The organism is Hydrogenophaga sp. (genome assembly GCF_035481345.1).
GTDB lineage: Bacteria > Pseudomonadota > Gammaproteobacteria > Burkholderiales > Burkholderiaceae_C > Hydrogenophaga.
The window spans coordinates 1-13,326 of record NZ_DATIGV010000123.1 but is presented as its reverse complement, the minus strand read 5'-3'; the positions used below and the strand labels follow the sequence as shown (position 1 = coordinate 13,326).

Here is a 13,326-nt window from a genome sequence, read left to right as displayed (position 1 = left end):
ACAGTGGCCGCCTCCATCATGGTGGGCAATGCGCTGGCGGTGGTCTTCGTGCCACTGGCGCTGGCCCTGGGGCTTTGACACCCGAGTGAAGAACATGACCGAAGCCAACACCCAAGAAGCCGATCACGACATCACCGAACGACGCCTGGCCGATGCCTGGGCCGAACTGCAGGCCCACTCGGACAGCGGCAACCCCTTGCTGGCCGATGCCTATCGCCTCGCCTTCGCCGACCCGGAGTTCCTGCTGCGCCGCGAAACGCGGGGCATCCGCATGCAGCTGGAAATGCTCAAGCCCGATCTGGCGCAGCAGCAACTGGGCATCGAAAACACCATCGTGGTGTTTGGCAGCGCCCGATTCCGCGAACTGAGCGAAGCCGAGGCGGCCCTGCGCGCGGCCGAGGCCTCGGGCGAGCCGCGCGCCATCGCGCGGGCGCGCGCCCTGATGCGCAACGCCCACTACTACGACCGCGCGCGCGAGTTCGGGCGCATCGTGGCGCAGTACAGCGCGCACTGCCCGGAGAGCGACAAGCTGTTCATCTGCACCGGTGGCGGCCCGGGCATCATGGAAGCGGCCAGCCGGGGCGCGCACGACGAAGGCGCGCTCAACGTGGGCCTCAACATCGCGCTGCCCCACGAGCAGTCGGCCAACCCGTACATCACCTCGCAGCTGAGCTTCAAGTTCCACTACTTCGCGCTGCGCAAGATGCACTTCATGATGCGCGCGAAGGCCTTGCTGGCCTTCCCCGGTGGCTTCGGCACGCTCGACGAGTTGTTCGAGGTGATCACGCTGGTGCAGTGCAAGAAGTCCAAGCCGGTGCCGATCCTGCTGTATGGCAGCGACTACTGGAAGCGCCTGATCAACCTGGAGGTGCTGGTGGAAGAAGGCACGATCTCTCCCGAGGACCTGGAGCTCTTCCAGTACGTGGACGATCCGAAGGTCGCCTGGGAGGCGATCGTGAAGTTCTATCAGCTGCCGGCGGGCTGACGCACTGGCCAGCGTTCACTCCAGCCAGCCCCCACCCAGCGCCGCGTACAGCGCCACGCGGTTCTGCTGCAGCGCCAGGCGCGTCTGCGCCTCGGCCTGCTGCGCCGCGAACAGCGAGCGCTGCGCGTCCAGCACGTCGAGGAAGCTGGCCACGCCGTTGCGGTAGCGCAGGTCGGCCAGGCGGAAGCGGTCTTCCTCGGCCACCACCTGGTCGCGCTGCGCCTGCAACTGGTCGGCCAGTGTCGCGCGGCCCGCCAGCGCATCGGCCACTTCGCGGAATGCGGTCTGGATCGCGCGCTCGTACTGCGCCACCGCGATGTCGCGCGACACCTCGGCCGAGTCCAGCCCCGCGCGGTTGCGGCCGGCGTCGAAGATGGGCAGCAGCGCCACGGGGTTGAGCGTGAAGCCCCAGGAGCCGTCCTTGAACAGGCCCGACAGGTCGTTGCTGGCCGTGCCCGCACTCGCCGTGAGCGTGATGCGCGGAAAGAAGGCCGCGCGCGCCGCGCCGATGTTGGCGTTGGCCGCGATCAGGGTCTGCTCGGCCTGGCGGATGTCCGCGCGGCGCGTGAGCAGGTCGGACGGCAGGCCCGCCGGCACGTCGGCCAGCACGGCCGTCTCGGCCTCGGCCACCTGCAGCAGCTCGGCCGGCACGGCCTCGCCCACCAGCAGGTTCAGCGCGTTCACGTCGAGCGCGCGCGCCCGCTGCTGCTGCGCCAGCGCGGCGCGCCCCGTGGCGGCGAGCGACTCGGCCTGGCGCAGGTCCAGCGCCGAGGCGGCGCCGTTGTCGAAGCGCAGCTTGGTCAGGCGCAGCGAGTCCTCGCGCGTGGCCAGGGTCTGGCGCGTGATGGCCAGCAGGGCCTCGTTGGTCTGCAGGCTGAGCCAACTGCTGGCCACCGCCGACACGAGGCTGGTCTGCGCGGCGTTGCGCGCCTGCTCGCTGGCCAGGTACTCGGCCAGTGCCGCCTCCTTCAGCGCGCCCAGGCGGCCGAAGAAGTCGATCTCCCAGGTGCTCAGCGCCAGGCCCACGCTGTAGGTGCTCTGGATGCCGCCGGTGCCGTCGGGCTGGCGGTTGCCGCTGGCGGCCAGGCCGATGCTGGGGAACTGGTTGGCGCGCTGGATCTGGTACTGCGCGCGCACACGCTCGATGTTGAGCGTGGCCACGCGCAGGTCGCGGTTGTTGTCGAGCGCGCGCCGCACGAGTTCGCGCAGCCGCGCGTCCTGCACGAAGTCGCGCCAGGCGGTGTCGGCCCCGCTGGGCACGCCGCTGGCTTCGCCCGCGAGCGGGTAGGCCTGTGGCACCGGCGACGCCGGGCGCTCGTAGGTGGGGATCATCGAGCAGCCGGCCAGCAGCAGGGCCGCGACCAGCGGGCTCAGGCGGGTGGTGAGATCACGATTCGTCATTGTCGACTCCATGCGCGCGGGCGCTTTCGCGGTCGCGCTGGTGCTGGCGTTCGCTGCCCTTGAAGAAGCGGCGCACCACCACGAAGAACAGGGGCACGAAGATCACGGCCAGCAAGGTGCCGGAGATCATGCCGCCCACCACGCCGGTGCCGATGGCGCGCTGGCTGGCCGAGCCCGCGCCCGAGGCCAGGAACAGCGGCAGCACGCCCAGCGTGAAGGCCATCGAGGTCATGATGATCGGGCGAAAGCGCAGCTTGGCCGCGGCCAGGGCTGCCTCCATGGCGCTCTTGCCCTGGGCCTGCACGTCCTTGGCGAACTCGATGATCAGGATGGCGTTCTTGGCCGACAGGCCGATGATGGTGATCAGGCCGACCTGGAAGTACACGTCGTTCTGATAGCCGCGCAGCAGCGTGGCCAGCAGTACGCCGATCACGCCCAGCGGCACCACCAGGATCACCGACAGCGGGATGGTCCAGCTTTCATAGAGCGCCGCCAGGCACAGGAACACCGCGAGAATGGCGAAGCCATAGAGCACGATGGCCTGGGCGCCGGCGAGCTTTTCCTCGCGCGAGGTGCCGGTCCATTCAAAACCGATGCCCTGCGGCAGTTGCGCGGCCAGGCGCTCCATCTCGTCCAGCGCCGCGCCCGTGCTGTAGCCCGGGGCCGCGCTGCCGCTGATGCGCATGGTGGGGTAGCCGTTGTAGCGCACGGTCTGCATGGGGCCGGTGATCCACTTCGTCGAGGCAAAGGCCGACAGCGGCACGGCCTGGCCGCGGTTGTTCACCACGTTCAGGCGCAGCAGGTCGTCGGGCTGCATGCGCGCCGCCGCGTCGGCCTGCACCACCACGCGCTGCAGGCGCCCGGCGTTGGGGAAGTCGTTCACGTAGCTGGAGCCCAGCGCGGTGCCGATGGCGCCGCTGATGGCGTCGAAGCCCACGCCCAGGGCCTGCGCCCGGTCGCGGTCGATGTCGAGCTGCAGCTGCGGCGCGTCTTCCAGTCCGTCGGGGCGCACCTGCGTGAGCACGGGGCTCTTGGCGGCCAGGCCCAGCAACTGGTTGCGGGCCTGCAGCAAGGCCTCTCGGCCCAGGCTGGCGCGATCCTGCAGGCGGAAGCTGAAGCCCGAGGAAGCGCCCAGCTCCGGAATCGGCGGCGGGCTCAGCGGAAAGATGAAGGCGTCGCGGATGCCCGAGAGCGCGCCGAAGGCGCGGCCGGCCACGGCCTCGGCGGCGTTGGCGGGGTCGTCGCGTTCGTCCCAGTCCTTGAGCGTGATGAAGCCCAGCGCCGCGTTCTGGCCCTGGCCCGAGAAGCTGAAGCCCAGCACGCTGACCATGCTCTGCACCTCGGGCTGCTTGAGCATGTAGTCCTCGACCTGCTGCATCACCTCCAGCGTGCGCGCCTGCGTGGCGCCCGGGGGCAGTTGCACGTTCACGAGCATGGTGCCCTGGTCCTCATTGGGCAGGAAGGAGTTGGGCAGGCTGGTGTACACCCAGGCCGCGCCCGCGCCGATGGCGAGGTAGACGATGAGCATGCGCCCGGCGCGCGGCAGCAGGCCGCTGACCGTGCGGGTGTAGCCGTTGGTGGTCCGCGCGAAGCCGCGATTGAACCAGCCGAAGAAGCCCTTCTTCTCCACGTGGTGGCCCTTGGCCACCGGCTTGAGCAGCGTGGCGCACAAGGCCGGCGTGAGCGACAGCGCCAGGAAGGCCGAGAAGGCGATGGACACGCCCATCACCGCCGCGAACTGGCGGTAGATGTTGCCGATCGACCCGGCGAAAAAGGCCAGCGGCACGAACACGGAGATGAGCACCACGGTCACGCCGATGATGGCGCCGGAGATCTGGCCCATGGCCTTGCGCGTGGCCTGCAGGGGTGGCAGGCCCTCCTCGCTCATGATGCGCTCGACGTTCTCCACCACCACGATGGCGTCGTCCACGACGATGCCGATCACCAGCACCATGCCGAACATGGTCAGCACGTTGATGGAGAAGCCCATGGCCAGCAGCGTGGCGAAGGTGCCCAGCAGCGCCACCGGCACCACGATGGTGGGGATGACGGTGTAGCGGAAGTTCTGCAGGAACAGGAACATCACCAGGAACACCAGCGCCACCGCTTCCAGCAGCGTTTCGGCCACTTGCGAGATCGAAATCCGCACGAAGCGCGAGCTGTCGTAGGGAATGACCCAGCTCATGCCCTCGGGGAAGAAGCGCTCCAGTTCGGTCAGGCGCGCGCGCACGGCGTCGGCCGTGGCCAGGGCGTTGCCGCTGGGCGAGAGCTGCACGCCGATGCCGGTGGAGGGCTTGCCGTTCAGGCGGGCCGAGGTGGCGTAGGCCTGGGCGCCGAGTTCGATGCGCGCCACGTCCCTCAGGCGCACGGTGGCGCCGCCCGGATCGGCGCGCAGCACGATGTTGCCGAACTGCTCGACCGAGGCGAGCTGGCCATTGACCACCACGGTGGCCGAGATGCCCTGCCCCGCCACGTTGGGCAGCGCGCCGATCTCACCCGCCGACACCTGCGCGTTCTGCGCGCGGATGGCGGCGTTCACGTCGGCCGCGCTCAGGTTGAAGCCGAGCAGCTTGGCCGGGTCGATCCAGATGCGCATGGCGCGCTCGGTGCCGAAGAGCTGGGCCTGGCCCACGCCGGGCACGCGCTGGATCTCGGGCAGCACGCTGCGCGTGGCGTAGTCGCCCAGCGCCACCGGGTCCCACTTGGGGTCGTCGCTGGTGAGGATGGTGAACAGCAGGAAGTTGCTGCGCGCCTTGTCCACGCGAACGCCCTGCTGCGTCACGGCCGCCGGCAGTCGCGGCGAGGCGCGCGAGAGCCGGTTCTGCACGTCCACCTGCGCGAGGTCGGCGTTGGTGCCGGGCTGAAAGCTCAGCGTGATCGAGCCGGTGCCGTTGGCCTGCGCCACCGACTCCATGTAGATCAGACCGGGGGAGCCGTTCATCTCCTGCTCGATGATGGACAGCACCGAGTCCTCGAGCGTCTTGGCCGAGGCGCCGGGGTAGGTCGCGTTGATCGAGATGGAGGGCGGCGCCACCGGCGGGTACTGCGCGATGGGGAGCTGCGTGATGGAGACCGCGCCCATCACGATGATGAACAACGCGATCACCCACGCGAAGATGGGCCTGTCGATGAAAAACTTCGCCATGTGCGACTACCTCAGCTCGCCTTGGACGGCGTGGCGCCGTTGGGCTTCTTGTCGCCAGGCTTCTGCCAGGGCACGGGCTTGACGGTGCCGCCCGGCTGCAGCTTCTGGAAACCGTCGACCATGACCTGCTCGCCGGCCTTGAGGCCATCGGTCACGACCCACTGGCCGTCCTGCTGGCCACGCACGGTGATGTTGCGCGGCGCGACCTTGCCTTCGCCGTCGACCACCATCACCGAGTCGCCCTGCGCGGTGCGCGTCACGGCCTGCTGCGGCAGCAGCACGGCGTTGCCGGCCGTGGCCTGCTCGATGCGCACGCGCACGTACAGGCCGGGCAGCAGCACGCCATCGGGGTTGGGCACCTCGGCGCGCAGCGTCACCTGGCCGGTGGCGCTGTCCACGGTGAGGTCGGAGAACAGCAGGCGGCCGTCGCGGCCATAGACCGAGCCGTCTTCCAGGACGATCTTCACGTGCGCCACCTGGTCGCCAGCGCCCTTGAGCGAGCCGCTCTGGAAGGCGCGGCGCAGGCGGTAGACCTCGGAGGCCGACTGCGTGAAGTTCACGTACATGGGGTTGATCTGCTGGATGACGGCCAGCGGCGTGGGCTCGCCCTGCCCCACCAGCGCGCCCTCGGTCACCAGCGCGCGGCCGATGCGCCCGCTGATGGGCGCGGTGACGTTGGCGTAGCCCAGGTTGATGCTGGCGGTCTGCACGGCGGCGCGGCCGGCGGCCACATCGGCCTCGGCCTGCTTCTGCGCGGCCTGCGCGTTGGCGTACTCCTGCTGGCTGATGGCGTTTTCCTTCACCAGCGGGCCGTAGCGGTCGGCCAGGGCCTTGGCCTGCGTGAGGTTGGCCTCGGCGCGCGCCAGCGTGGCGCGCGCGCTCTGCAACGTGGCGTTGTAGGGTGCTGGGTCGATCTGGAACAGGCGCTGGCCGGCCTTGACCTCGCTGCCCTCGCGGAACAGACGCTGCTGCAGGATGCCGGCGGCACGCGCACGCACCTCGGCCACGCGCGAGGCCTCCAGGCGGCCCGGCAGTTCATTGATCAGGCCGACATCGCCCAGGGCCACGGTGACCACGCCCACTTCGGGCGGCGGCGGCGCGCCGGCACCGGCGGCCGGGGCCCCGCCTTCCTTCTGGCCGCAGGCGGCCACCAGGGCGGCCAGGGCAATGGCAACAAGGGTCTTGGCCGCGCGCGAGCGCGGCAACGGGAACGAACTGGGCATGGAATAACCTCGAGGAACGTCGGGCCAGGCACGAAAGCGACGAGTATACATACGTGAATGTATGTATAGTGACGCTCTTGTAATCGAAACCCCCACCACTTCACAGCCCATTCATGGCCCGACGCACCAAAGTCGAAGCACTGGAGACACGCAACCGGCTGCTGGACGCGGCCGAGCGCCTGTTCCAGGCCAAGGGCGTGACCAGCACCACGCTGGGCGACATCGCCACCGCGGCCGGTACCACACGCGGCGCGGTCTACCACCACTTCAAGGACAAGGCGGACCTGTTCAACGCCATGATGGAGCGCGTGACGCTGCCGATGGAAGACGCGTTGGCCGAAATGGCGAAGGACGCGGGCGAGCAGACAGAGCCCTTGCAATCCCTGCGCCAGGTCATGCTGCACGCCCTGCACCAGATTGCGCACGACGAGCGCACCCGGCGCGTGTTCGAGGTGGCGATGCAGAAGGTGGAACGCACCGACGAGATGCGCGCCGTGCACGAGCGCCACGTGCAGGTGCTCAACGAGTGCCAGGCGCTGACGCGCACCGCCCTGCGCGAGGCCGTGCACCGCCAGGGTGGCGCCCTGTCCATCGCCCTGCCCGCGGCCACGTTGGGCCTGCACGCGCTGATCGATGGCCTGATCCACAACTGGCTGCTCGAGCCCGAGGCCTTCGACCTCGTGCGCATCGGGCGGCAGACGCTGGACGCGTACCTGCGCGGTCTGGGCTTCGAGCTGCCGTGGACGCGGCCCGCCGGCGCGAGAGCGGCTCAGGGACGCGCGCGCTCGGGAGGCGTCGGCAACGCCGGCCGCAGGCGCCAGGCCATCGGCGAGGCCACACCCACCAGGCCCCCCACGGCCCAGAACACGTAGGCCACGCCCACGGCCGCGCCGGCCGAGCCGAACAGCAAGGGCATCGCCACGCTCGATCCGTTGATGGCCATGGCACGCAGGCCGAGGGCCTCGCCGTGGCGGTGCGGCGGCGTCATCTGGTGCAGCATGCTCATGATCATGGGCTGCACCGAGCCCAGCGCGAAGCCGAGCAGCACCGACAGCGTGGCCATGGCCCAGGCCAGGTGCGCGAAGGGGTAGAGGGCGAACAAGGTGGCGGTGGCGAACATGGCCGTGGCGATCACGGCCGACTCGCGAAGGCGCGCGGCGATCCAGGGCATGAGCACGCGGATGGCCGTGGCCGCGAGCGCGAAGCCGCCCAGGATGGCGCCGATGGCGGTGGCGCTCAGGCCGCGCTCGTGGCCGAGCACGGGCACGAGGAAGGTGTGCACGTCCCAGCAGGACGACAGCATCCAGTTCAGCGCCATCAGGCGGCGGAAGTCGGGCTCGCGCAGCAGGTCCCAGGACGAGCCGCGCTTCACGCCCTCGGGCGCGGGTTCGCGCGGCAGCTCCTGCGTGCGGCGCACCCACCACCAGGCCAGCCAGGGCAGCAGCGCGAGCACCAGATAGGCCCAGCGAAAGCCCGCGTGGTCGATCACGAAACCGGCCAGCACCGGGCCCAGGAAGTTCGAGATCGACGGGCCCACGGCCATCCAGCTGAAGACCTGGCGCAGCTCGGTGGCGTCGTGCGCCAGGCGGCCCACGTGGCGCTGCAGCGCGATCATGGCCAGGCCGCTGGCCGCGCCACAGGTGGTGGCCGAGAGGCAGAGCACCCAGAACGTGGGCCAGGCCACCGCCACCAGGGCGCCCAGGCTGGCCACCGTGACGGCCAGGCGCACGGGACGCTGCAGGCCGTGGCGGTCGGCAAAGCGGCCGGCGGGCAGCGCCAGGAACACCGGCGCCAGCGCGAACAGCGCGAGCAACACGCCGACCGACAGCGCGCTGTGGCCTTCGCGCAGCGCCATCAGCGGTGCGGCCATGCGAAAGCCCGTCATGCAGGCGTGAACGCTGATCTGCGAGGCGATCAGCCGCGCGAGATCGACGCGCAGACGGGGGTTCAATTGGCCTCGGGCTCCGTGGGATCGTCCAGCGGCAGCAGCGCGCTGCTGCGCTCCTGCGGCAGCGCTTCCACGGTCTTGAGCGCACGGCCCATGGCGCGGCTGCGCACCTCGGCCTGGTCCAGGGTATTGAGCACCGTCTGCGTCTGGCTCTTCACGCGCGCGAGCGTGTCGCCGAACTTGCCGAACTCGGTCTTGACCGCGCCCAGCACCTGCCAGACCTCGCTGCTGCGCTTCTCCAGCGCCAGCGTGCGAAAGCCCATCTGCAGCGAGTTGAGCATGGCCATCAGCGTGGTGGGCCCGGCCAGGGTGACGCGGTGCTCGCGCTGCAGCAGCTCCATCAGGCCCGGGCGGCGCAGCACCTCGGCGTACAGGCCTTCGGTGGGCAGGAACAGGATGGCGAAGTCGGTGGTGTGCGGCGGCTCGAGGTATTTCTCGGCCATGGACTTCGCCTCCAGGCGGATGCGCTGCTCCAGGGCCCGCGCCGCGATCTCGGCGCCGTCCACGTCGGCGCGCTGCTGCGCGTCGAGCAGTCGCTCGTAGTCCTCGTTCGGGAACTTGGCGTCGATCGGCAGCCAGCACGGCGCGCCGTCGTCGCCACGGCCGGGCAGGCGCACCGCGAAGTCCACCGCGTTGCGCGAGCCCGGGCGCGTGCTCACCTGCGCGGCGTACTGGTCGGGCGCGAACACCTGCTCCAGCAGCGCGGCCAGTTGCGCTTCGCCGAACATGCCGCGCGTCTTCACATTGGTGAGCAGGTGCTTCAGGTCGCCCACGCCCTGCGCCAGGGTCTGCATCTCGCCCAGGCCCTTGTGCACCTGCTCCAGGCGGTCGGCCACCTGCTTGAAGCTCTCGCCCAGGCGCGCCTGCAGGGTGCTCTGCAGCTTCTCGTCCACCACGGCGCGCATCTCGTCGAGTTTGGCGGCGTTGCCCTGCTGCAGCTGGGTCAGCTGCGCGTCCAGCGTGGTGCGGATCTCGGCCAGGCGGCGCGCATTGGCCTCGCTCATGTCCTGCAGCTGGCGCGTGAGCGCGTCGCCCAGGGCGCCGCGCAGTTGCACCAGTTGCTGCGCGAAGCCGTCGAGCTGCGCGTTCTGCGTGCGCGTGGTCTCGGCCGACTGCGCGGTGAGCGATTCCTGGAAGCGGCTCAGGCTCTGCTGCTGCTCCAGGCGCGCGTGGCGGGCGTTGTCGGCCACCTCGCGACGCAGCTCGCCTTCCACGTGCTCCACGCGCTGCGCGATCTGGTTCAGCTGCGCCAGCACGGTCTGCCGGTGCGCGATCTCGTCGAGCGCCGCCCCCGGCGCGGGCTTGCGCCGCCACAGCAGGATCTGCAGCACCACGCCCACGAAGGCCAGCGCCAGCAGCGCGATCAGCAGCCAGGTGTCCATGATCAAGTCCGCGCGCCCTTTCCGAGGATCTCGGCATTGAGCGGTGTGTGCGGTTGGCCGGTGGTGAGGTAATCGATCACGTTGTCGGCCGCCAGCATGGCCATGGCGCGGCGCGTCTGGATGGTGGCGCTGGCGATGTGCGGCGTGAGCACCACGTTGGGCACGGTGAGCAGGTCCGGGTGCACCCTGGGCTCGCCCTCGAACACGTCCAGGCCCGCGGCGGCAATGCGGCGCTCCTTCAGCGCCTGGGCCAGCGCGGCGTCGTCGACGATGCCCCCGCGCGCGATGTTCACCAGCGTGGCCGTGGGCTTCATCTGCGCGATCTCGGCCGCGCCGATGGCGTGGTGGCTGTCGGCGCTGTAGGGCAGCACGAGGATGAGGTGATCGGCCTCGCGCAACAGCGTGGCCTTGTCCACGTAGCGCGCGCAGCAGCCGGCTTCGGTGGCCTCGTCCAGACGCGAGCGGTTGTTGTAGATCACCTTCATGCCAAAGCCCAGGGCGCCGCGGCGCGCGATGGCCTGGCCGATGCGGCCCATGCCCAGGATGCCCAGCGTGCTGCCATGCACCTCGGCGCCCGCGAACATGTCCAGCGCCCAGCGGTTCCACTGGCCGGCGCGCAGGAAATGCTCGCTCTCGGTGAGGCGGCGCGCGGTGGCCATGAGCAGCGCGAAACCGAAGTCGGCCGTGGTCTCGGTGAGCACGTCGGGCGTGTTGGTGGCCAGCACGCCGGCCGCGCTGAGCGCGGGCACGTCGAAGTTGTTGTAGCCCACCGCGATGTTGGCCACGATGCGCAGCGAGGGCACGGCCTGCGCGATCGCGCCGTCGATGCGTTCGCTGCCGGTGGTGAGCGCGCCCACCTTGCCCTGCAGGCGCTCGATGAGCTGGGCCGGCGCGAGCACGCCATCGGTGTCGTTGTGATCGACCTCGAAGTGCTGGCGCAGGCGCTCCACGACGTCGGGGAAGATCTTGCGGCTGATCAGGATGGCGGGCTTGGCGGCCATGCGGCGGGTCTCCTTGGGTGTGTTTGTGTTTGTTCGAGGGAACGGATCAGAGGAACCAGATCCAGGTGACGACCAGGAACAGCGGCACCAGGATGCCGACCGACCAGGCCATGTAGCCAAAGAAGCTGGGCATCTTCACGCCGCGGTCTTCGGCGATGGCCTTGACCATGAGGTTGGGTGCGTTGCCGATATAGGTGTTGGCGCCCATGAAGACCGCGCCGGCCGAGATGGCGATCAGCGTGGGCGCCAGGGTGGTCATCAGAACCTGCGGATCGCCGCCAGCGGTATTGAAGAACACCAGATAGGTGGGCGCGTTGTCCAGGAACGAACTCAGCAAGCCCGTGGCCCAGAAGTACATGGCGTTGTTCGGCGAGCCGTCGGTGTGCGTGACCGCGCGGATCACGGACGCGAACGGGCCGTCGACGCCGGCCTTGAGCATGGCGATGACCGGGATGATGGTGAGGAAGATGGCCGCGAACAGCTTGGCCACCTCCAGCATCGGGCCCCAGTTGAACTGATTGCCCTCGTGCGCGCTCTGCGGCGTGATGCGCAGCGAGAGCAGCGTGACGATGACCAGGCCGACGTCGCGCACGATGCCGGGCAGGCCGACCTCGGTGCCGGCGATGTTGAACACGACGGAGGACTTCCACAGGCCGCTCAGGAGCACCAGCACCACCACCACGCCCAGGAGGGCGAAGTTGGCCGCGCCGTCAAAGCCCAGGCGCGGCGTGTCCGGCGTCGGATCGGGCGCGCGAACCTCCTCGCGGGTGCGGTAGTACCAACTGTCCAGCAGGTAGAAGATCAGCAGCAGCGCGCCCACGATGAAGCCCGTCTTGGCCCACAGGTGCTCCAGCGTCCAGAAGAAGCTCACCCCTTTGAGGAAACCGAGGAACAGCGGCGGATCGCCCAGCGGCGTGAGTGCGCCGCCTGCGTTGGAGACGATGAAGATGAAGAACACCACCACGTGCACCTGGTGCTTGCGGTTGTCGTTGGCGCGGATCAGCGGGCGGATCAGCAGCATGGAGGCGCCCGTGGTGCCCATGAAGCTGGCCAGCACCGCGCCGATGGCCAGGATGCCGGTGTTGAGCCCCGGGCTGCCGTGCAGGTTGCCGCGCACGAAGATGCCGCCGGCCACCGTGAACAGGGCCGTGAGCAGGATGATGAAGGGGATGTACTCGGCCAGCGCCGCGTGAACCACCGCCGCGCCGGTGGCCCCGGCACCGAAGGTGATGGCAAAGGGCACCAGGAAGGCCAATGCCCAGGCCGCCGAGACCTTGCCGAAGTGGTGGTGCCAGAAGATGGGCGCCAGCAGCGGCATGACGGCGATGGACAGCAGCACGCCCGCGAAGGGGACACCCCACCACACGGACAGTTGGGCGCCGTCGAGATCGGCGGCCGCGGCCAGACCGGGCAACAGCAGAGACAACAGGGCCAGCGCCCTGGACAGCGGGAATCTCACGCGACGCTCCTCGCTCAGACGGCCAGCAGATCGACTTCGAACAGCAGCGTGGCGTTGGGCGGGATCACGCCGCCGGCGCCCCGCGCGCCATAGCCCAGTTCGGGCGGGATCACCAGGCGGCGCGTGCCGCCGACCTTCATGCCCTGCACGCCCTCGTCCCAGCCGCGGATCACGTGACCCATGCCGAGCGGGAATTCGAACGGCTGGCCGCGGTCCTTGCTGGAGTCGAACTTGCTGCCGGCAGCGCCGTTGACGTACAGCCAGCCGGTGTAGTGCACCTGCACCGGGCGGCCGGCCTGGGCTTCGTCGCCCTGGCCGACCACGGTGTCTTCGTACTGCAGGCCGCTGGGGGTGGTGATCATGGGTGTCTCCTGAAAAAGAAAAGGAAGAAGGCGCTTCAGCCCAGCCAGCGCGTGAACGCCGACACCGGCTCGCGCGGCGTGTGGAAGCCGTTGACGGGCTCGTCCGGGTTGGCATAGCCCAGCGACATGCCGCAGACCAGCATTTCGTCGGGGCCCGCACCGATGTGCGGAAGGATGATTTTCGCGAAGCCGTTCCAGGCCGCCTGCGGGCAGGTGTGCAGGCCGTGGCCGCGCGCCGCCACCATGATGTTCTGCATGAACATGCCGTAGTCCATCAGCGAGCCGCGGCCCATCACCCGGTCCAGCGTGAACATCAGGCCCACGGGGGCGTCGAAGAACCGGAAGTTGCGCTGGTGCTGCGCGTGCATCTTGTCCTTGTCGCCCTTGGCGATGCCCAGCAGCCCGTACAGGCCCCAGCCG

At 69.7% G+C, this 13,326-nt stretch carries 11 protein-coding genes; 2 read left to right on the top strand and 9 right to left on the bottom strand.

Features of this window, described 5'->3' with window-relative positions; genetic code table 11:
• Nucleotides 1–94 precede the first annotated feature (94 nt).
• Nucleotides 95–985, top strand: a complete 891-nt coding sequence (locus VLG41_RS13560; protein WP_325349934.1) for a TIGR00730 family Rossman fold protein — start codon at nt 95–97, stop codon at nt 983–985.
• A gap of 15 nt (nt 986–1,000) precedes the next feature.
• On the opposite strand, the gene VLG41_RS13555 is transcribed toward VLG41_RS13560, so the two are convergent.
• The 3 genes from VLG41_RS13555 to VLG41_RS13545 are packed head-to-tail and all read right to left on the bottom strand — an operon-like array spanning nt 1,001 to nt 6,754.
• Nucleotides 1,001–2,386, bottom strand: a complete 1,386-nt coding sequence (locus tag VLG41_RS13555; RefSeq protein ID WP_325349933.1) for an efflux transporter outer membrane subunit — start codon at nt 2,384–2,386, stop codon at nt 1,001–1,003.
• On the bottom strand, nt 2,373–5,531 hold the full coding sequence (locus VLG41_RS13550; RefSeq protein ID WP_325349932.1) for an efflux RND transporter permease subunit: 3,159 nt from the start codon (nt 5,529–5,531) through the stop codon (nt 2,373–2,375). Before VLG41_RS13550 ends, VLG41_RS13555 begins: the two co-directional genes overlap by 14 nt.
• 11 nt (nt 5,532–5,542) lie before the next feature.
• Nucleotides 5,543–6,754 (bottom strand): efflux RND transporter periplasmic adaptor subunit, encoded by a 1,212-nt coding sequence (locus VLG41_RS13545; protein WP_325349931.1) that lies wholly within the window; start codon nt 6,752–6,754, stop codon nt 5,543–5,545.
• A 113-nt stretch (nt 6,755–6,867) separates the two neighbouring features.
• On the opposite strand from VLG41_RS13545, the gene VLG41_RS13540 reads away from it, so the two are divergent.
• On the top strand, nt 6,868–7,626 hold the full coding sequence (locus tag VLG41_RS13540; protein WP_325349930.1) for a TetR family transcriptional regulator: 759 nt from the start codon (nt 6,868–6,870) through the stop codon (nt 7,624–7,626).
• Here VLG41_RS13540 and VLG41_RS13535 read toward each other — a convergent pair.
• From VLG41_RS13535 to VLG41_RS13510, 6 genes are all read right to left on the bottom strand, one after another.
• Entirely contained in the window at nt 7,524–8,693 is a 1,170-nt protein-coding gene (locus tag VLG41_RS13535) for an MFS transporter (RefSeq protein WP_325349935.1), read from the bottom strand. The genes VLG41_RS13540 and VLG41_RS13535 overlap by 103 nt on opposite strands.
• 8 nt (nt 8,694–8,701) lie before the next feature.
• Nucleotides 8,702–10,084, bottom strand: a complete 1,383-nt coding sequence (rmuC, locus tag VLG41_RS13530) for a DNA recombination protein RmuC (protein ID WP_325349929.1) — start codon at nt 10,082–10,084, stop codon at nt 8,702–8,704.
• A gap of 2 nt (nt 10,085–10,086) precedes the next feature.
• Entirely contained in the window at nt 10,087–11,085 is a 999-nt protein-coding gene (locus tag VLG41_RS13525; protein ID WP_325349928.1) for a D-glycerate dehydrogenase, read from the bottom strand.
• A gap of 46 nt (nt 11,086–11,131) precedes the next feature.
• Nucleotides 11,132–12,544 (bottom strand): sodium:proton antiporter, encoded by a 1,413-nt coding sequence (locus VLG41_RS13520; protein ID WP_325349927.1) that lies wholly within the window; start codon nt 12,542–12,544, stop codon nt 11,132–11,134.
• Between the two features lie 14 nt (nt 12,545–12,558).
• The gene (locus VLG41_RS13515; RefSeq protein ID WP_325349926.1) at nt 12,559–12,906 is read right to left on the bottom strand and encodes an FKBP-type peptidyl-prolyl cis-trans isomerase; all 348 of its coding nucleotides are present in this window, start codon (nt 12,904–12,906) and stop codon (nt 12,559–12,561) included.
• Between the two features lie 35 nt (nt 12,907–12,941).
• The coding region (locus tag VLG41_RS13510) for a nitroreductase (RefSeq protein WP_325349925.1) at nt 12,942–13,326 on the bottom strand (385 nt) is incomplete at its 5' end.

Bases quoted from the DNA above. Each gene is read 5' to 3' on its own strand.
- VLG41_RS13560 (WP_325349934.1), top strand. From the start codon at position 95: ATGACCGAAGCCAACACCCAAGAAGCCGATCACGACATCACCGAACGA.
- VLG41_RS13550 (WP_325349932.1), bottom strand. From the start codon at position 5,531: ATGGCGAAGTTTTTCATCGACAGGCCCATCTTCGCGTGGGTGATCGCG.
- VLG41_RS13545 (WP_325349931.1), bottom strand. From the start codon at position 6,754: ATGCCCAGTTCGTTCCCGTTGCCGCGCTCGCGCGCGGCCAAGACCCTT.
- VLG41_RS13555 (WP_325349933.1), bottom strand. From the start codon at position 2,386: ATGACGAATCGTGATCTCACCACCCGCCTGAGCCCGCTGGTCGCGGCC.
- VLG41_RS13540 (WP_325349930.1), top strand. From the start codon at position 6,868: ATGGCCCGACGCACCAAAGTCGAAGCACTGGAGACACGCAACCGGCTG.
- rmuC (WP_325349929.1), bottom strand. From the start codon at position 10,084: ATGGACACCTGGCTGCTGATCGCGCTGCTGGCGCTGGCCTTCGTGGGC.
- VLG41_RS13515 (WP_325349926.1), bottom strand. From the start codon at position 12,906: ATGATCACCACCCCCAGCGGCCTGCAGTACGAAGACACCGTGGTCGGC.
- VLG41_RS13525 (WP_325349928.1), bottom strand. From the start codon at position 11,085: ATGGCCGCCAAGCCCGCCATCCTGATCAGCCGCAAGATCTTCCCCGAC.